Raw genomic sequence first — 17,964 nt, 5'->3', positions numbered from 1 at the left:
ATTTAACTCCATTAATTAGAAGTACCAAAATCATGAATGTGCTACTTGTTGAAGATGATCCCAAAGTTGCCGCTCACATTGAAAAAGGATTTATTGGTGAAGGGCACAGCTGCATTGCGGCGCGTGATGGCGAAAAGGGCTTAGCTGAAGCTTTGTCCGAAGATGTAGACGTTATTGTATTAGATGTAATGCTTCCTTTGTTAGACGGCTTTACCATCTTGGAACGTTTACGAAATGACAACGTACTTACCCCTGTACTACTGCTTAGTGCGAAAAGCCAAGTAGAAGATAAAGTGCGAGGTTTACGTTCAGGCGCTAACGATTACTTGACCAAACCCTTTGCGTTTGAAGAGCTACTTGCCCGTGTTGAAGGGCTGGCAGGAAGAGAACGTGAAAGTGGCGATAAGACACTAATCAAAGTGGGTGATCTTACGCTTGACCTAGTGAACAGGAAGGTGCAAAGAGGTGATACTGAAATAGACTTACAATCAAAAGAGTTTCAGTTATTAGAGTGCTTATTGCGCCATCAAGGGAAAGTCGTTACACGCAGCATGCTGTTGGAACAAGTGTGGAATTATCACTTCGATCCGCAAACCAATGTTATCGATGTGCATATTAGCCGTTTGCGTCAAAAAGTAGATAAAGCATTTAACGTCCCTCTTATTGAAACGGTAAGAGGCACGGGATATAGAATTGCGGATCCTGTTGTGTGTTAGCAATAGGCAACTTCACCCGAAGTTCTAGTTTCCGTGTTGGGGTATTACTAACCTCGTTAGCGCTTGTCGCTATTTTATTTATCGTTTACTTCTGGCGTCTTGCCAGCAGTGATGTATTTATTCGTGAGGCAAGCGCTGCGGTTGATGCAGAAACCTATACATTCACGCTATTACATAAACAAGCAGGCATTGATGCGGTAATTGACAATATCCAATTGAGAGCAACGCCCAGTCTAGCGATAGGCCCGAAACACGCCGATACAACTCACCCGCTGTCAGCTTCTCGATTAATTGTGGTGCTTCGCGACAGCGAAAACCAGATAGTAGCAGGCAATTATCCAATGTGGCCTATTGCCATGGGTGAAAGTGTTGACGCGGGCACTACCCTTACAAGCATTATTAAATTGCCCGCACTGAGCGGCGAAAAAGAGAGTATCGCGCAAGACAGCACCCGCTATTCCTTCTCTGATTCAACCAACAGCATCCTTTATGAAGAGGTAAATTGGGGCGGCTATTCTTTGTTTGTTGGCCGGAATATCGATGATTTATACAGTGCACAGTGGTTAGGAAAAACGTTTGGTTGGATAATTATTGCCTTGCTATGCGTATTGGGTGCCATAAGCTTTGCGGTCGCGCTGTATGTGGTAAAACGCATTAACCGCATGGCACAAACTGCTGATTACATTATTCGTACTGGTAATTTAGAAGAACGATTGGAAATAGACAGCAACTGGGATGATTTAAGTCGACTGGCTGTTGTGTTCAATCATATGCTCGATACCATTGAAAGTGCGGTGAACAATATAAAGTCGGTAAGCGACAGTATTGCCCATGACTTGCGTACACCGTTGGCACGCTTACGCAATAATTTAGAACATATTGGTGATGAGAAACTACGGCACGAAACTACCTACGAAGCTGACAAACTCTTAAATATGTTCAACAGTCTTTTGCGAATTAGCAAACTAGAAACGGTTCACAAAAAAGAAGGGTTTTGTGAAACCGAGCTAAGTGAAATGATTATTGATGTAGAGGATTTATATCAGCCATTGGCCGAAGACCGTGATATTAAACTTATTAGCCAACTGTCAAAAGTTCAGTTCTACGGCGATCCAAACTTACTGTTTCAAGCAGTAGCGAATGTGCTAGATAACGCCATAAAATACACGCCTGATGGCGGAACCGTTACGCTACAACTTACCGCCACGTCTTCCAATGTGATTATCAGCGTGAATGATAATGGGAAGGGAGTTGATGAACATGAACTTGATAGTTTAGAACGCCGCTTCTTTCAGGCTGACAAAAGCAGAACCTGTGAAGGGAACGGGTTGGGGTTATCGCTTGTTTCGGCAATTATTAAACTGCACAAAGGTAAACTATGGTTTGTGCACGACCCGCTTATGCAAGGGCACGGGTTGGGCGTAGTATTCACCTTCCCCCGTTAATGCTTTGATAAAGTGCCAAATCGACACTAGTCTTGTTTCTGCATAAAAATGGTAACTTCGGCCATTACCACACCAAACTTTTTAATGTATGAGCGGTTCATCATGGCACTATCGTCAAATGCCCAAAACCAATCATCGAAGGTAACTGCATAGGTTGTATCATCAACCGGTAAGTCCATATTGTAATGAAAGTTAAATGCGTTGCCGTATGAAGTGCCTGTTGCAGGGCCATCAATATCGCCCGCGTTGCCCACGTAGGTGCCATCGGCCTGTTTAACAATTTTCCACGTACGAGTTTTTGGCCCTTCACCTACGCCGTAGGTGAATGTCTCATCTAGCGTTAATGTACCGCCCTCGTTTTTACCTTCAATATCTACCACAAAGCGCTGAACCACTTCGCCAGAACGATTTTGTACTATGCCCCAAGCCCGAACGTTGCCAGCAAAAAATTCCTCAATATTAAAAGTGGGTGAAACTTGTTTGTAAGTATTGCCATCTACCGATGTAGAACATCCGGCTATAAGAGTAAGGCAAGATAAAAGCCCGACTAATACCGTGCGCTGTATAAATTTCATAATGACCTCGATTTTGGTTTATATGGCTGTCTGCTTAGCGACTTATTTTTTTTAATAAATATTTCGCCAAATGAATGCCGTTCACTGCGCTTGCTGTGCGCTTTTTGTTTATATAGGTTGATGCTTTAAGCTGATATTTTTAACTAATATTTTTGTTTATAGTCTTTATTCTTGGGCTTATTTGATAAGCTTTTTAACGCGCTTAGAATCGCTGCCCATAATTAATAAAGCATGGACTTATTATTTTTGTAACAAGGCCTTACGTAATTTGGGTTCAGAGGTTTTTTCTGACAGCCAAATGTCGAAAAAAGACTGTGTAAAGTTTGTGTCTTCAATAGTCCCAGCTAGCTCACCATTGATATAAAACTCACTGGCTTGGTCTGAGGTAGCCACACCAGTAATCACGTCACCGTCTTCAACATCGGGGAAAAGCGCCGCCATTTTGTCTCGCCATTCACTTAACATTGCTTCGTCGCTAATACCTTGCTTACGCATTTCATCTACTGAACGCTGTGCTATCTTTTTACCGTCTAGACTTCTTTGATAATCAAGCTTTAATGCAAAAGGAGCGTCAGACTGCCACTGTCCCTTCGGCGCATAGAGCGTAGCGTCGTACACGTCCCAAAACATATACGTAAACATTGCATTACCCACAACTTGCGCCTCGGGCACTTGTTTGGTGACATAATCAGGCACGCTTTGCGCCAGCACATTTTTCGACAAAACCACAAGTGATATTCCCAATACGATGACGAGCTTTAAAGTGGAATAACGACGTTGAAACATATACATGTTCCTTCTTTATCTATCTTCTAGTTATACTGTTGGAATTGCCACATTGATCATTTGAATAGCTTGTTTTGAATTTTGAAAGTTTTGCTGATGCCCTATGTTTACCCTCGCCACTAGAGCCCTTTGCGCCAGACTGGGAGGGTGCTGAACATGTATCAATGTTTGTTAAGCGGGACGATAAAATACATCCCGTCATTTCAGGCAACAAATGGCGTAAATTAAAGTACGCGTTTGCTCTTTTGACGCACCAAGAAATGGCTTTAAATTCGCAGGCGGGTTTCCGCTCGGATTTGAACACCCAGCTACCTTCCTCAGTAGTCAGTTTTGGCGGTGGGTTTTCCAACCATCTGCATGCTTTGGGTTATTTATGTCATCAGCTAAATGTGCCTTTTCACGCTATTATTCGCGGCGACTACACAAAACACCCCAGCCCAATGATTCAGGATTTAGTGAAATGGGGCGCTCAAGTTCACTACGTAAATAAAAAAACCTATCAGCAAAGGGATGAGCCTACTTATTTAGCGAGCCTACGAACTCAGTTTCCCGATGCGTTGATTATTCCTGAAGGTGGCAGCCAAATGGCGGCGCTAAAAGGCGTGCAAGAAGTCGTAAACGAAATAGATATCCCTTTCGACCGTATTATTGCTCCTGTTGCCAGTGGCACGACCTTGGCAGGGTTAACCTCTGCATTATCACCCCACCAACACGCTATTGGCATTGGCGTATTAAAAGGAGAAGGATATCTAGAAGGACTCGTAGAAAAGTTTCTTGAGCCGGGGCTTGCTTTTAATCTTGCTCATACTTCTACACCCACTCATACATCAGCCCTTAGTGCTTGCTCAAAAAGCCAATTCAGCATCAATCATGATTTTCACTGTGGCGGATACGGGAAAATCCCCCCGTACTTGAAGGCATTCTGTGAAAACTTCAATCAAACAATGCCTTTTGAAATTGAAGGGGTTTACTCTGGAAAAATGTTTTGGGCACTTAAGCACTTGCTAGCAAATTTTGCTTCAACGAATCTCTCGACCAATGCATGTGAAAAAGGGGCATTTAAAAAAGGACAAACACTTATTATTGTTCATACTGGTGGAATTCAGGGCGCCAGAAAAAATAAAATCCCTTGATCTTATAGACCTACACATTCGTTTAACCTAATATCGAGGTTGTGGGGAATATTTTCTACAAGCACAGCCTGGTTGTATCTAGCTTCGCGTTACTCATAGCTTTCGTTCAAACGCAATAATCGTTAGGAGATGCACCGTGATAAAAGGAACAAGTAGCTTACCTCCCCCTTTAAATATATTGGTTTCTAGGGCGCTCAAGTTATGCGAACTGGTACTTTCTACCAGTTCCGTCTTCTATCCCTTCGCGGCTATCTATGAAAATGGCAAAGTCGGTTGTTTGTTTAGCGAAGAAACCCATTATCGTATCGATGAAAGTCAACTTATAGAGTGTTTGCAGTGGCGAATCATCGACACTACTACAGACTCTGAAAGTTACAGTATTCTCGTTTATGCCGCGACGGTTGAAACGCAAAAGCACACCCGCTTGGATGCTATCGCCATCAGTGCTGCTTGCCCCAATGACGAGGAAAAACTTTTACTCTATCCTTATTATCGAGTGGGCGACAAAATTGTGGTTTCCCCTCCCATCAATACAATGCCAGAATAGGCGTTATCGCGTATAAATTACGCTTATTCGTTTTCCTTGTGTTAACGATGACTATTTTTTGTCGAACCTATGCTGTCTTTGCTTGCCAATTTGGTATCGTCTGCTAGCATTCAGCCCAAAATTCATTAGCTTATTTAGGGATTAATTATTATGTCTCGCGTTTTAATTATTGGTGCTGGCGGCGTTGCCTCAGTAACCGTAAAAAAGTGTGCACGTTTACCTCAGCACTTTGACGAAATTTTTCTTGCCAGCCGCACTGTGTCTAAGTGTGAAGCATTGCAACAAGAAGTGGGTGCAGACCGCGTTAAAGGCGTATTCGCCCTTGATGCCGATAACGCCAAAGAAGTAGAAGCGCTTATTAATGATGTTAAGCCTGACTTAGTAATTAACCTTGCATTACCGTATCAAGATTTGCCTATTATGGACGCGTGTTTAGCCACTAACACCGACTACCTTGATACCGCAAACTACGAACCAAAAGACGAAGCAAAATTCGAATACTCTTGGCAGTGGGCTTACCAGCAGAAATTTAAAGACGCTGGCATTATGGCGTTGTTAGGCAGTGGTTTCGATCCAGGTGTAACCAACGTGTACACCGCTTACGCTGCTAAGCACTATTTCGACGAAATTCACTATTTGGATATTGTTGATTGTAATGGTGGTGATCATGGTCAAGCGTTTGCAACCAACTTCAACCCTGAAATCAATATTCGTGAAATTACTCAACGTGGTCGTTTCTGGGAAAATGGCGAGTGGAAAGAAACCGATCCACTCAGCGTGCGTGAAGATTTAGATTACCAAAATATTGGTGTGCGCGCGTCATACTTGATGTTCCATGAAGAATTGGAATCTTTGGTTAAGCACTTCCCTACCCTAAAACGTGCGCGTTTTTGGATGACCTTTGGTGATGAATATCTCACACACCTTCGTGTTTTAGAAGGCGTAGGCATGACCAGCATTGAACCAGTTGAATTCCAAGGCCAAAAAGTGGTGCCTTTAGAGTTCTTGAAGGCTGTATTACCTAACCCAGGTTCACTAGCTGAAGGCTATACCGGCATGACCTGTATCGGTACTTACATTACTGGCGTGAAAGATGGTAAAGAAAAAACCATTTTCATCTACAACAACTGTGAACATGCTAAGTGTAACGATGAAGTGGGTGCACAAGCGGTGTCTTACACTACAGGTGTTCCAGCCATGATTGGGGCTGCGCTAATGCTAAACGGCACTTGGAAAGAAAACGGTGTTTGGAACATGGAACAATTTGATCCAGACCCATTCATGGATATGCTAAACGAGCACGGCCTTCCTTGGCATGTACTTGAGTGTGATAGCAGCCCATTCACTAAGTAACAGAACACTGTAACTGGAGCAAATAAAGGTTGGCAGACTTAACGCAACGAACAGATATCCCTTCTCCTTGCTATGTGCTGGAAGAGGAAAAACTCATCCGAAACCTTGAGTTGATGAAGCGTGTACAAGACGAGTCAGGTGTTAGAATTATTCTGGCTTTGAAAGGGTTTTCAATGTGGTCGAGCTTCGACATCATTAAACCTTATTTACATGGCGCAACCGCAAGTTCGGTATGGGAAGCCAAATTAGCCGCTGAAATGGGTAAAGAAGTCCATGCCTACTCTCCTGCGTATAAAAAGGCGGATATAGAAGAGCTGGCGACGCTGGTGAATCACTTGTCGTTCAATAGTCTGTCACAATGGCAAGCGAGCAAAGATGCGCTTGCGGGCGTGTCTTTGGGGTTGCGTATTAATCCAGAGCATCAAGAAGCAGATACCCCGCTTTACGACCCCGCAGCGCCGGGGTCGCGATTGGGGCTTCGAGTAAGTGAACTAGAAGGCGTAGATTTATCGGGCATCGACGGCTTCCATTGCCATAACTTGTGTGAGTGTGACTCATTCGCTACCGAACGTACGCTTAAAGCAATAGAGGAACGCTTTGGCGATTATTTAGGTCAGTTAAAGTGGTTAAACTTAGGTGGCGGCCACTTGATGACTAGCCAAGGTTATGATGTTGACCACCTGATTAAAACCCTTAGCGATTTTAAACAGCGTTACCCGCATTTAGACGTTATCTTAGAGCCTGGCTCTGCAGTCGCGTGGCAAACAGGGCCGCTCATTGCAGAGGTCGTGGACGTGGTAAACAACGATGGCGATATTGCCATTTTAGATATTTCAGCCACGGCGCACATGCCTGATGTACTTGAAATGCCTTATCGGCCGACAATTTTAAATGCGTCGTTACCTGGCGAGAAAGCCTACAACTATCGCTTAGGTGGAAACTCCTGCTTAGCGGGCGATGTGATTGATACCTATTCCTTCGATGCGCCATTAAAAGCCGGCGATCGGGTTCAGTTTGAAGACATGATGCACTACACCATGGTGAAAACGTCATTCTTCAACGGCGTTGAACACCCTGCCATTGGTATTTTGCGTAAAAATGGGGAGTTCGAAATTGTTCGCCAATTCACTTACGAAGACTTTAAAGGCCGCTTGTCATAAGCAGTAGATAGCGACTTTTACCTAAAAAAATAAATGCCCGCTGCGTTAACGCTAGCGGGCATTTTTTTGGTTCTTTTATTCGTGGTGTTTTATTAGACATATTTTTTGAGGCAGTGAAAATGATTGCCTCAATAGACGGTAATCGATTAGCATCAACGCTATAGAATACCAGTACCGTTAAGGTTCTGGCTTTTATCTACCGTACCTTCCGCGATAACCGTATCATCAAGATAAATAGCAAATGGCGTACCTTCAGGGCCTGTAAGATTATACCGAAATCCATGCATTTCATCGGCTAAGGCTAACTTCACCTGCGTGTTAGGGTGAATTAAATCGTATTCACCAGAATCGCCGGATTTATCAAAAATATCGACGACCCATTTGCCCTCTGGCATCTCAATTTTCAAAACTTGCTGACTCATAACTATCCTCCAACCTTATACTTAACGTGATAAGCAAAAGTGCAAAGTGCGCTAAGCCTATCCCGTGTTAACTATATTGTTTAGATAGGTACCCTTAATCCATAGGTCTGAGATCAATCAGTCTCTTTCACTTCTTTCGCACCTTTTGCTTCTAGTCCTGCTTGGTACAAGGCATTCTTTTTCAAGTCATAGTGATCAGCCACAACAGCTGCAGCTTTTTTTAGCGGCATGTGATCACATAACGTGGTTAAAAGCGACATGGCTTCAGTCGATATTTCAGATAAATTCACTTGGGCTGGCGACACCATCACCACGAACTCACCTTTTTGATGGGCTGCATCGGCTTCTAAATAATCAATAACATCACCTGGCGTACCACTCACATAGGTTTCAAAGGTCTTGCTAAGCTCTTTGGCGACCACAATGTGCCTGTCTCCTAGCACACGGGCAATGTCATTCATTGTGGCTAAAATACGGCGTGGGGCTTCGTAAAATACGCTCGTGCAAGTACGCTCTTTTAGTGCAGCAAGTTGGTTGTCTTTAGCTTGTGTTTTTACCGGTAAAAAGCCTTCAAAAATAAATCGGTCTGTTGGCAGCCCTGAAGCACTTAGCGCGGTAATAGCGGCACATGGGCCTGGCAATGCGGTAACAGGAATACATTCTTCCCGGCAGCGCCTAACAAATACAAAACCAGGGTCGCTAATTAATGGCGTGCCCGCATCACTGATTAACGCTACAGATTCGCCGTCTTTTAAGCGCTGAACCAGCATTGCGGTACGTTTATCTTCATTATGATCATGCAGCGATAAGGTACGTGTAGAAATACTGAAGTGCTGTAATAACCGGGAGCTGTGTCGTGTATCTTCCGCAGCAATCCAGTTAACCTGTTTTAGTACCTCGATAGCGCGGGCGCTAATATCATCAAGGTTGCCGATAGGTGTAGGAACGATATACAAGGTGGCGAAATTGGTCATATAAACAATAAAAATAACGAATAATAAAGAAAGTGTACCACGCCATTGGGCTAGTTTACGCCGGCAAACGTAGATTTTCATCGTGGTTAGGATAAACTTGCCGCTACTTGCCGTTAAACGAAGTGAAAGGAAACAGACTGTGGGTCACATTGGACATTTTACAAAGCGCATTACCTTTGCAATGGCGACAGCCACCAGCATGCTATTTTTAGCAGGCTGCGGGAGCACACCTGAACCCACCTCGGCACCGAAGATTATCAATACTGAGCCGGTAGAAGCGCCAGTAGAGAAGCATATCACGCCAGAACACAAGCTGGTAGAAGCTAAAAAAGTATGGCTTCAAACCCGAGACAAAGTGAAGCGAGACACGTTACTACTAGATGCCGTAGGCCTTTATATCGCTCAAGACGATACCATTTTAGCGCAGCAAATCTTATTTGAAATGAAACAAGACGGTGTAGCTACCTCGTTGCAAGATAGCTACGCCATACATGTTGCGATGGCATATCAGAACGACCCTTCTTCATCGCCAGCGCAACTTACTGCAATGCTGGAAGATGTAAATACTAGCCCTGCCCTTGTTGCCAAACTTGCGGCGCTACAAGCAGACCTTTATGCCAAGCAAGGTTTGTGGGCTAAGGCGGCCAATAGCGTTTTGTCTACCGAGCTAGAAGACGAACAGAAAGTCGCTAAGGTGTGGTCGCTATTAAACCAAATACCTGCCGATAGGCTCAAGCAAAGTGAAAACCAATACCCTAAGTTGCAGCCCTTCTTTGCCCTTCGTCAATTAACCATTGAAAATGTGCGAAACCCGCAGCAGTTGAATCGGTCAATTACGCAATATCAACAGGTTTATGCAGGCCATATGTTGGCAAAGCATTTACCCAAAGATGTTGCATTAGCACAGGCGCTAACCGCCCCTCAAATTCGCGAACTTGTTGTTCTATTGCCGCTGAGCGGAAGGCTTGCGGCTACTGGTGAAGCGGTGAAAGACGGCATTATGGCGGGTTATTATCAACAGCTTCAACAAAGCAGCAACCCAAATAGTATGCCTGCCATTCGGTTTGTTGATACTACCAACGCTGATACACAAACCATGGTCGCCGCTATTGGCGACGCTAAATTTATAGTCGGCCCACTACTAAAAGAAACCGTTGAACAATTAATACCCGCGTTACCGCCCGGCGTGAACATGTTGGCGTTAAACCGCCCAGATGAAATGCCGACAATTTTAGACAACTCAACGTCAGTACACTCTGATTCTGTTAGCTATGAATCTGAGATACCTTCCTCCATGGCACCAGCGGTCAATTATTTCGCCCTTGCGCCGGAAGATGAAGCCAATCAGCTTGCAGAGTTTATTTATAGCAAAGGCTTTAGAGCCCCTATTGTTATTGCAGCACAGAGTAACTTGTACCAACGTATGAACGATGCATTTAAAGCGCGCTGGAACACGTTGCACGAACATGAAGCCCAAGCCCGCAAGGCTAACATCACCTCAGTGACGTTCAATGATAGCGAGTCACTAAGAGAGGGCATTACCCAAGCCTTAGATGTAGCGCAAAGTAATCAGCGTATTAACCAAATTGAATACATGACGAACGAAGAAGTTTACAACATGCCCCGCAGCAGACGAGACATTGATACCATTGTTGCGTTCGCGTCGCCACAAGATACCGAACTTCTTAACCCCATTATTGAAGCTAGCTTAAATCCGTACGATGGAAAACAAGTGCCTGTTTACGCGACCTCTCGTTCAATGGACTACAACAGCGGCAAGAACCAGTGGCGTGATTTGCAAAACGTACGCTTTATCGACATGCCGTGGATGATGCCAAACCATAAATGGCAACAACTTGCTCAAGAAACTAAGCAAACGTGGCCCAACCGCAGTACGTTGCAAAATAGACTGTTCGCCTTCGGTGTAGATGCTTACGAATTACTTCCTCAATTAGGGATGCTAAACACCCTGTCGTACATAACATTCGACGGGTTAACCGGTACACTTACGCTGAATAAAAACAGTGAAGTAGAACGAAACTTACCTCAAGCCGTTATTCGTAACGAGCGCGTGCAAATGCTAATGGAGTAAACTACATTGTCCGTATTGCAAGGGAATGCAGCAGAAAACAAGGCCGTTACCTATTTAGAGGAACAAGGGCTTACATTACGTTGTCGTAACTACCGAACCAAACGTGGTGAACTTGATATTGTTATGCAAGATGGTGACACCATTGTTTGTGTAGAAGTGAAATTTCGCAAAAAGTCACAGTATGGTCAGGCCGCCGAATTTGTCACAATGAAGAAACTTCAACGAATTCAGGCTGCGTTTGCGTTCTATTTGTTAGATAATAACCTTAATCCCGCGTCTACCCCATTACGCATAGACGTTATCGCCATTGACGGAAGCGACCTTCAGTGGCTTAAAAATATTGGATAAAAAGCGCAGCACGTCAGGCATTGCAGGAGGTAGGGCAGGCTTACGCAAACTCGCGGTGAACCCATCCATGGGCGCTCCGCTGCCGCATCCATGCGGCAGAGGGTTTGCTACAGCCTGCCCTACCTCCTACATACTGATGTGCATTGTACATTCAAAGTAGTAATTGCTTGATATCCTGAAATGCAGAGAAAAGAAGTATGATTGAACAAATTAAAGCGAACTTTACTGAAAGTATTCAAACCAAAATTGCTGCATCTGAAATTTTGCCTGAATCAATTGAAAAAGCAGCCATGATGATGGTTGAGGCGCTAATTCGCGGCAACAAGATTCTTAGCTGCGGTAACGGTGGTTCGGCGGGTGATGCACAGCACTTTTCTTCTGAAATGCTTAACCGCTATGAACGCGATCGCCCTAGCCTTCCAGCCATTGCGTTAAGTACTGATACTTCTACTATTACTTCCATCGCTAACGACTATAGCTACGATGAAATTTTTGCCAAACAAGTTCGTGCGTTAGGTCAGTCTGGCGATATTTTGTTTGCTATATCAACCAGTGGTAACTCACGAAATGTAATTGCCGCCATGGAAGCTGCCTTGTCTCGCGATATGACCATTGTAGCCTTAACCGGTAAAGACGGTGGTGAAATGGCAGGTTTCTTAAGCGAGCACGATGTTGAAGTACGTGTGCCTTCTAACCGCACTGCCCGTATTCAGGAAGTTCACTTGTTGGTTATTCACAACTTATGTGAATGCATTGATGACAGCTTATTCCCAGCCGACCTTGGAGACGAATAACGTTTATCCATTTATGAAACGAGTTAAAACGTTAACTATTACTCTTGTATCACTGCTTTTTGTGATGCAATTACAGGGCTGCGTGGTGGCGGTTGGCGCCGCGGGTGCAATGGCTGCAAAAGTGGCGAACGACAGACGTACCGTTGGTACTCAACTTGATGACCAAAACGCAGGTCGCTCTGTGGCTTATCAATGGTCAAAAAGTGAAGCACTAAAAGAGCAAACCAATCTACAAGTCGATATGTATAACGGCATTGCTTTGCTTACCGGACAAGCCCCCACGCAAGCGTTAATTGATGAAGCGGTTAGACGGGCTCAGGAAGTCGATTACCTAAAGAAAATTCACAATCAAATTCGCATTGGCGAGCCTATTGGCGCAGGAACTCAAGCTAACGACATTTGGCTTGCATCAAAAGTCCGCACCAAGATAGTGGCCGATGAACGCGTGCCAGCTTTACAAGTTAGCGTGGTAGTGCAAGATTCTGAAGTGTTCTTAATGGGCCGATTAACCAATGCAGAAGCTAATGCTGCTGTAGATATTGCAAGGAACATAACGGGCGTAGCCCGCGTAGTGCGCGCATTTGAGATCATTTAGTCGCGATACCGCAACGGCCCTGCTTGTTGCTGGGGCCTTGTTTATGGAAATTCTGGATGCCACGGTGATCACCACCGCGCTTCCCGTTATTGCCGCTGATTTTGGCGTGCCAGCAACTCAGCTTTCTATTGGCGTATCTGCCTACCTTGTTGCCGTTACCTTTTTTATTCCGCTAAGTGGTTATGTGGCCGACAAATTCGGTGCCCGTAATGTCTTCATGGCCGCCATTATCATTTTTGTGGTGGCATCAATATTATGTGGAATTAGCACTAACCTAACTAGCTTTACCTTATCTCGGATTATGCAGGGCATTGGCGGCGCCTTAATGGTGCCCGTAGGCCGTTTAGTGGTGCTGCGAGACTTACCCAAAGAAAAGCTAGTTAAAACCGTTGCTATTATCACGTGGCCGGCGTTAAGTGCCCCTATTCTTGGCCCTGTATTAGGGGGTTGGATTGCCACCCACTTGAGCTGGCAATGGATATTCTTTATGAACGTGCCATTAGGTATATTCGCGCTTATTGCTTCCGCCTATTTGCTTGAGAACTTCACCGCGAATGTGGGTAAGTTTGATGTAGTAGGCTTTCTACTAACCGGTATTGGCTTTGCCTCTTTTATGGCCGGTATAGAATTATTTGCGGGTCACAATACTTCTACCCTATTGGGCAGCGTGGTAACCGTATTTGGGCTGTTATTATTGATAGCTGCGGTATTTCATATTCGCCGTGCAAAAAAACCTCTGTTTTCTTTTGAAGCTATACAGTATCGAACCTTTCGATTGTCGATGTACGGCGGCTCGGTGGTACGTATAGCTTTAGGTAGCGCACCTTTTCTTGTTCCGCTTATGCTGCAATTGGGAATGGGTTACTCGCCGGTGGAAGCAGGTACTTTATTGCTATGGCTATTTGTAGGTAATATTGCCATTAAACCCGCGACTACCTGGATAATGAACACCTTTGGCTTTAAGCGAGTGCTTATTGCAAATGGCATTATGATCTCACTGGGTTTTGTGGCGCTATCGCTAGTTACTCAACAAAGTTCATCGGTTGTGATTGCGGTTATCTTATTTGTTAGCGGTGTGAATAGGTCGATGCATTTAACCTTACTAAACACTATCGCCTTTGCTGATGTGCCAAAAGATAAAATGCGCGATGCCAATACACTGGGTGCAATACTCATGCAAATGAACCGTGGCATGGGGATCACCATTTCTGCGCTTATGCTGGCCGTTGCTTCACTGATGGTGGGTAATTCAAGTAGCGACCCGTCGCTTATCAACTTCAAAATTGCTATGGCGATGATGGCAGTAGTTGCGCTGCTTAGTATTACCGACAGCATAATGTTATCAAAAACTGATGGCGACTCAGTTTTGAAAAAGCGACTTAAAAAGCAGGTAAGCTGAAGTAGCACAGGCAAGTGCTACTGTTCAGATAAAGCGAATGACTTTCGGTTTAATTCGATATGTCAGCAACTGACTTAACTTTGTCTGACAGGCCGCTGCGTACCTTGAGTTCAATTGGTAAATGCAACTAACGAACTTTATAGGTACTGGGTTTTACCTTTTGATGTAATGGAGAGAGGGCCTGAAGCAATTTCTGAACACTATGAAAAGCTATCAACCGATCTTTACCAAGAAGTTAAACCGCGCATGGGGGCAATCGACTACGCTGCCGACTATATGACCAATGGTGTTAAATCTTCCGAGAAAGGTCTGAAGCTATTAGAATACAACGCTGCATTATACCCCGACTCTGCATGGGTTAATTTCAATTTAGCCAAAGGTTATAAGCAACGTGAAGAAATGACGCTGGCAAAAACATACGGACTAAAAGCTTTAAGGCTAGTAGCTCAAGATAACGAAAAGTTAAAATCTTCAGTTGTTAATTTTCTTTAAGCCTTATAATTCTATTGATGTAACTCCTCTTAAGGCCTGAGATTTATTTCAGCTAGAAAATTAAAATGCCACGCTTTTGCTCATGCCAGATATTCAACGATACAAACCTATCAGGCCGAACCCACAACTTATTCATGACAAATGTCATGTAACTTTGCTTACCTTTGTGACTAACCAAATCTTTCCGCGTATTACATACTTTCATCACTGCTTACGCACTTTTATTTATCAAACAAAAAGGCTGGTTATAAACCAGCCTTTTTTATATATCCGCTACACCTATTTCACATGTAGCGTTTATCTTTTTAGCTTACTCAATTCGTTAATTAAAACTCAGTTGAGAAACGTACGCCAAATTCGCTAGCGTCATTGCTTAATACTTGCAGAATATAATCGCCAGTGTTTAAGCGAGCATTGTCATAACGCTCATCAAAAATATTGCGGCCATATAGTGCCACCGTGTAAGCCTCATCAGCTGGCGTATATGCCACATCAAAGTTAACTAATTCACGGCTTTCAATTTCCGTCATACGAGCAGGCTCTGAGCTAGGCTCACCGTACATATCTGCGCGGTATGAATAGTCGATACGAGCGCGAATTTTATCGCCACCTTCAAGGTCGAAAGTATATGACGGGCCAACCGCAAACGTTAAATCAGGCGTTAATGGTGCAACAGGATTAAATCCATCTTGCTCATCTACTTCAACGTCCATATAACCAATACTGGTCAACATGCTGAAGTTTCCTACGTTTAAGGTAGTATCTAGCTCGATACCGCGAGAAGTTTGTTCAACCACTAAGTTTGCTGTATCAAAACCGCCTTCACTTACACGGCTAACTTGGTACGGTAGGTCTTCAAACTCAGTGTTAAATACTGCAACACTTACGTCGAAGTATTCATTAACGCGACCTTTAACACCCACTTCGTAGTTCACTGCGGTAATGTTATCAGAAGCAACAAAGCAGTTGCTTGCATTAACTGCTGCTACTGCGCCGTCTAAATCATCGAAGCCACCCGCGCCAAAGAACTCGCCAATTAGGCAGTATGGACGAGCAGGATATTGACCTGACTGATAACCATTTTGAATAGTGGCATAACCTGTCATGCCATTTTCAAATGTATAGTTAGTCGCCAATTCCCACGTCACTTCGTCCCATTCATTTGAATCGAAAATGGTGCCAAGGGCATCGAATACATTTGCAGACGCGTCTTTTTCATCTTCAGTGTAACGAATACCACCAGATACACTAAGCTCGTCTGTTAAGTCATGACGAAGGTTTAGGTATACCGCTTTACTGGTAGTTTCCTGATCAAGTTGAAGCGTGTTGCCACCGCCATCGAAACTTGAGTCGCTACCTTGACGGTTACTACCTTCTTCATTGAAGTAATAAAGGCCAGCAACGAAGTCAGTGTACTCGTTGATGTAACCATTTAATTGAACTTCAATTGACGTTTGGTCTGCTTCACCTCGCTCTGGGTATTGGTCTAATGAATAGATAGTACCATCATCATCCAGACCAGCTTTATATTTAGACGTACGGCGGCTAGCAACGACTTTAGCGGTGTAATCGTCGTTAATATCCCATTCGGTAGTTAGAGACACACCACGGGCTTCATTCGATACGCTGGTCACTTCTGGTGTGCCTGTAGCGTTATCGTAAATGTCATACCCTTCTGGGGTTACATCACTATTTCTAAGCTCAAGACCTAGGCTGTTCGTACCTGCATAAAAACGCCCTTCTGGCATTTCATCAATAAGCACTGTGTAAGGGCGTAAACCACCGTCACCATTGTTGGCATCAGCGGTTAGTACCATACGGAAATCATCAGACGGCTCATATTTTACCGAGATACGACCAGAAATATCTTCTGTTTCGCCAACATCATATTCTGCATTAGGTACGTTAATGAACTCGCCCAAACCATCACGGGTGTTATAAGCAAGGTTCATGTTAAATGCTAGGGTGTCAGATAATGCATGGTTCACGAACAAGTCAGTCTTAACACGACCGCGAGTACCGAACTCTGCATTCACTTTAGTCACATCGCCTTGATCTGGCTCTTTGGTAATGATGTTAATTGCACCACCAATAGAGTTACGACCGTATAGCGTACCTTGAGGACCACGAAGCACCTCAATACGCTCGATGTTATTCAAGCTCCAGTTTTGACCCACTTGGCGGCCTAAATACACGCCATCTACATAGACGCTTACGCCTGGATCAGTAGTGATAAGGTGATCTTGAAGACCAATACCACGAATAAAAGGGTTTACAGAAGAAGTGTGACCCGCTGAGAAGCCCGTTACGTTTAAGTTTGGAACAAACTTACCAACATCCGTTAAATCAGTAATGCCTTGTTCAGCCAGCATATCACCGTCAAATGCACTAATTGCAATTGGTACTTCATAGATAACTTGAGGGCGCTTGGTTGCTGTAACGGTAATCGCTTCGTACATTTGTTCTTCAGTTGCTTCAGCCTCTTGAGCAAATGCCGAATGAGAAATGGCAGGTACGGTTAACGCTACTGCCAAAGCGACAGGCGAAAGTCTACTAACTAGTGTCTTAGACACGTCAGTATTGGTGATCATGTGTAACCCCTTTGCGAGAGTGTTTAGTGTCGAAAATTTATTGTTTTTAGGCTGCTTCAAGTTCTCTATGGAACTTTAAAACCAATAGACTCACAAAATAGAGGGTGTTACGACAAGTAACATTTAGCTGATTTATGGATATCCTAATGAAAGTGGCGGTATCCTACTGGTTATACTGTCACTTTCTCTACCCTACCAGCCCCCATCTACTCACGGTTGGAGTATTGGCATGAAGACTGGAGAAATATCATACTGACTTCTTTTTAACTTGCATAGCGAAATATTGCACTTTTATTAAATTGAGACTTTAAAATTAGACTAATTGGTTAAGCTTAAAACGGCTCCACCCCCACCATTCCAATTGACATATTATTATTTATAATCATTACGTTAGCATAGGTTACTTATTAAGCATAAAACCGATTGCCTTTAACTATTCACTAGACCATTTAGACAATACTCTCCCTCACCTTTACAGCATTCCAGCAAAAAGCGCTGCAAGTTGTAGCCGCCCCTCTACGTTAAATCGGCCTCTTTGTACT

General features: G+C 44.0%; 17 protein-coding genes. 12 read left to right on the top strand and 5 right to left on the bottom strand.

What is annotated here, in order from left to right; translation table 11 throughout:
- Positions 1-32 precede the first annotated feature (32 nt).
- Together JKP82_RS18600 and JKP82_RS18595 are read left to right on the top strand one after the other, a co-directional pair.
- A complete protein-coding gene (locus tag JKP82_RS18600) occupies positions 33-716 on the top strand; it encodes a response regulator transcription factor (RefSeq protein ID WP_159532876.1) in 684 nt (227 codons plus the stop codon).
- The gene (locus tag JKP82_RS18595) at positions 710-2,161 is read left to right on the top strand and encodes a sensor histidine kinase (protein ID WP_218398214.1); all 1,452 of its coding nucleotides are present in this window, start codon (positions 710-712) and stop codon (positions 2,159-2,161) included. Before JKP82_RS18600 ends, JKP82_RS18595 begins: the two co-directional genes overlap by 7 nt.
- A gap of 26 nt (positions 2,162-2,187) precedes the next feature.
- Here JKP82_RS18595 and JKP82_RS18590 read toward each other — a convergent pair whose 3' ends face one another.
- On the bottom strand, positions 2,188-2,736 hold the full coding sequence (locus JKP82_RS18590) for a DUF3833 domain-containing protein (protein ID WP_218398212.1): 549 nt from the start codon (positions 2,734-2,736) through the stop codon (positions 2,188-2,190).
- Between the two features lie 240 nt (positions 2,737-2,976).
- On the bottom strand, positions 2,977-3,522 hold the full coding sequence (locus JKP82_RS18585; RefSeq protein WP_013782870.1) for a chalcone isomerase family protein: 546 nt from the start codon (positions 3,520-3,522) through the stop codon (positions 2,977-2,979).
- A 164-nt stretch (positions 3,523-3,686) separates the two neighbouring features.
- Between JKP82_RS18585 and JKP82_RS18580 the strand changes: the two genes are divergently transcribed.
- The 4 genes from JKP82_RS18580 (at position 3,687) to nspC (ending at position 7,715) form a co-directional block, all read left to right on the top strand.
- The gene (locus JKP82_RS18580; protein ID WP_232370732.1) at positions 3,687-4,655 is read left to right on the top strand and encodes a 1-aminocyclopropane-1-carboxylate deaminase/D-cysteine desulfhydrase; all 969 of its coding nucleotides are present in this window, start codon (positions 3,687-3,689) and stop codon (positions 4,653-4,655) included.
- 136 nt (positions 4,656-4,791) lie between these two features.
- A complete protein-coding gene (locus tag JKP82_RS18575; RefSeq protein WP_013782868.1) occupies positions 4,792-5,202 on the top strand; it encodes a hypothetical protein in 411 nt (136 codons plus the stop codon).
- A gap of 150 nt (positions 5,203-5,352) precedes the next feature.
- Complete coding sequence (locus tag JKP82_RS18570; protein ID WP_159532884.1) at positions 5,353-6,555, top strand: saccharopine dehydrogenase family protein; 1,203 nt, start codon at positions 5,353-5,355, stop codon at positions 6,553-6,555.
- 29 nt (positions 6,556-6,584) lie between these two features.
- The gene (nspC, locus tag JKP82_RS18565; protein ID WP_159532886.1) at positions 6,585-7,715 is read left to right on the top strand and encodes a carboxynorspermidine decarboxylase; all 1,131 of its coding nucleotides are present in this window, start codon (positions 6,585-6,587) and stop codon (positions 7,713-7,715) included.
- 158 nt (positions 7,716-7,873) lie between these two features.
- On the opposite strand, the gene JKP82_RS18560 is transcribed toward nspC, so the two are convergent.
- Together JKP82_RS18560 and rsmI are read right to left on the bottom strand one after the other, a co-directional pair.
- Complete coding sequence (locus tag JKP82_RS18560; RefSeq protein WP_159532888.1) at positions 7,874-8,137, bottom strand: hypothetical protein; 264 nt, start codon at positions 8,135-8,137, stop codon at positions 7,874-7,876.
- A gap of 113 nt (positions 8,138-8,250) precedes the next feature.
- Positions 8,251-9,111, bottom strand: coding sequence for a 16S rRNA (cytidine(1402)-2'-O)-methyltransferase (gene rsmI / locus JKP82_RS18555; protein WP_159532890.1), 861 nt, complete (start codon positions 9,109-9,111; stop codon positions 8,251-8,253).
- A 139-nt stretch (positions 9,112-9,250) separates the two neighbouring features.
- Between rsmI and JKP82_RS18550 the strand changes: the two genes are divergently transcribed.
- The 6 genes from JKP82_RS18550 to JKP82_RS18525 all read left to right on the top strand — a co-directional run bounded on the left by JKP82_RS18550 (position 9,251) and on the right by JKP82_RS18525 (position 14,831).
- The gene (locus JKP82_RS18550) at positions 9,251-11,203 is read left to right on the top strand and encodes a penicillin-binding protein activator (protein WP_309475347.1); all 1,953 of its coding nucleotides are present in this window, start codon (positions 9,251-9,253) and stop codon (positions 11,201-11,203) included.
- Positions 11,204-11,209: 6 nt separating this feature from the next.
- Entirely contained in the window at positions 11,210-11,551 is a 342-nt protein-coding gene (locus tag JKP82_RS18545) for a YraN family protein (RefSeq protein WP_159532892.1), read from the top strand.
- Between the two features lie 197 nt (positions 11,552-11,748).
- Complete coding sequence (locus tag JKP82_RS18540) at positions 11,749-12,345, top strand: phosphoheptose isomerase (RefSeq protein WP_013782861.1); 597 nt, start codon at positions 11,749-11,751, stop codon at positions 12,343-12,345.
- 13 nt (positions 12,346-12,358) lie between these two features.
- Positions 12,359-12,940, top strand: a complete 582-nt coding sequence (locus tag JKP82_RS18535; RefSeq protein ID WP_159532893.1) for a BON domain-containing protein — start codon at positions 12,359-12,361, stop codon at positions 12,938-12,940.
- 43 nt (positions 12,941-12,983) lie between these two features.
- Positions 12,984-14,339, top strand: coding sequence for an MFS transporter (locus JKP82_RS18530; protein ID WP_159534675.1), 1,356 nt, complete (start codon positions 12,984-12,986; stop codon positions 14,337-14,339).
- Positions 14,340-14,453: 114 nt separating this feature from the next.
- Complete coding sequence (locus JKP82_RS18525) at positions 14,454-14,831, top strand: hypothetical protein (RefSeq protein ID WP_159532895.1); 378 nt, start codon at positions 14,454-14,456, stop codon at positions 14,829-14,831.
- 326 nt (positions 14,832-15,157) lie between these two features.
- On the opposite strand, the gene JKP82_RS18520 is transcribed toward JKP82_RS18525, so the two are convergent.
- On the bottom strand, positions 15,158-17,422 hold the full coding sequence (locus tag JKP82_RS18520; RefSeq protein WP_159532897.1) for a TonB-dependent receptor: 2,265 nt from the start codon (positions 17,420-17,422) through the stop codon (positions 15,158-15,160).
- Between the last annotated feature and the right edge of the window lie 542 nt (positions 17,423-17,964).

Source organism: Alteromonas lipotrueae (genome assembly GCF_019249215.1).
GTDB classification, from domain to species: Bacteria; Pseudomonadota; Gammaproteobacteria; order Enterobacterales; family Alteromonadaceae; genus Alteromonas; species Alteromonas lipotrueae.
This window is presented reverse-complemented; position numbering and strand designations above follow the sequence as displayed.

Coding starts and splice junctions, on each gene's coding strand:
- JKP82_RS18560 (WP_159532888.1), bottom strand. CDS start 8,137: ATGAGTCAGCAAGTTTTGAAAATTGAGATGCCAGAGGGCAAATGGGTC.
- JKP82_RS18590 (WP_218398212.1), bottom strand. CDS start 2,736: ATGAAATTTATACAGCGCACGGTATTAGTCGGGCTTTTATCTTGCCTT.
- JKP82_RS18530 (WP_159534675.1), top strand. CDS start 12,984: ATGGAAATTCTGGATGCCACGGTGATCACCACCGCGCTTCCCGTTATT.
- JKP82_RS18520 (WP_159532897.1), bottom strand. CDS start 17,422: ATGATCACCAATACTGACGTGTCTAAGACACTAGTTAGTAGACTTTCG.
- rsmI (WP_159532890.1), bottom strand. CDS start 9,111: ATGACCAATTTCGCCACCTTGTATATCGTTCCTACACCTATCGGCAAC.
- JKP82_RS18585 (WP_013782870.1), bottom strand. CDS start 3,522: ATGTTTCAACGTCGTTATTCCACTTTAAAGCTCGTCATCGTATTGGGA.
- JKP82_RS18535 (WP_159532893.1), top strand. CDS start 12,359: ATGAAACGAGTTAAAACGTTAACTATTACTCTTGTATCACTGCTTTTT.
- JKP82_RS18540 (WP_013782861.1), top strand. CDS start 11,749: ATGATTGAACAAATTAAAGCGAACTTTACTGAAAGTATTCAAACCAAA.
- JKP82_RS18570 (WP_159532884.1), top strand. CDS start 5,353: ATGTCTCGCGTTTTAATTATTGGTGCTGGCGGCGTTGCCTCAGTAACC.
- JKP82_RS18580 (WP_232370732.1), top strand. CDS start 3,687: ATGTTTGTTAAGCGGGACGATAAAATACATCCCGTCATTTCAGGCAAC.
- JKP82_RS18600 (WP_159532876.1), top strand. CDS start 33: ATGAATGTGCTACTTGTTGAAGATGATCCCAAAGTTGCCGCTCACATT.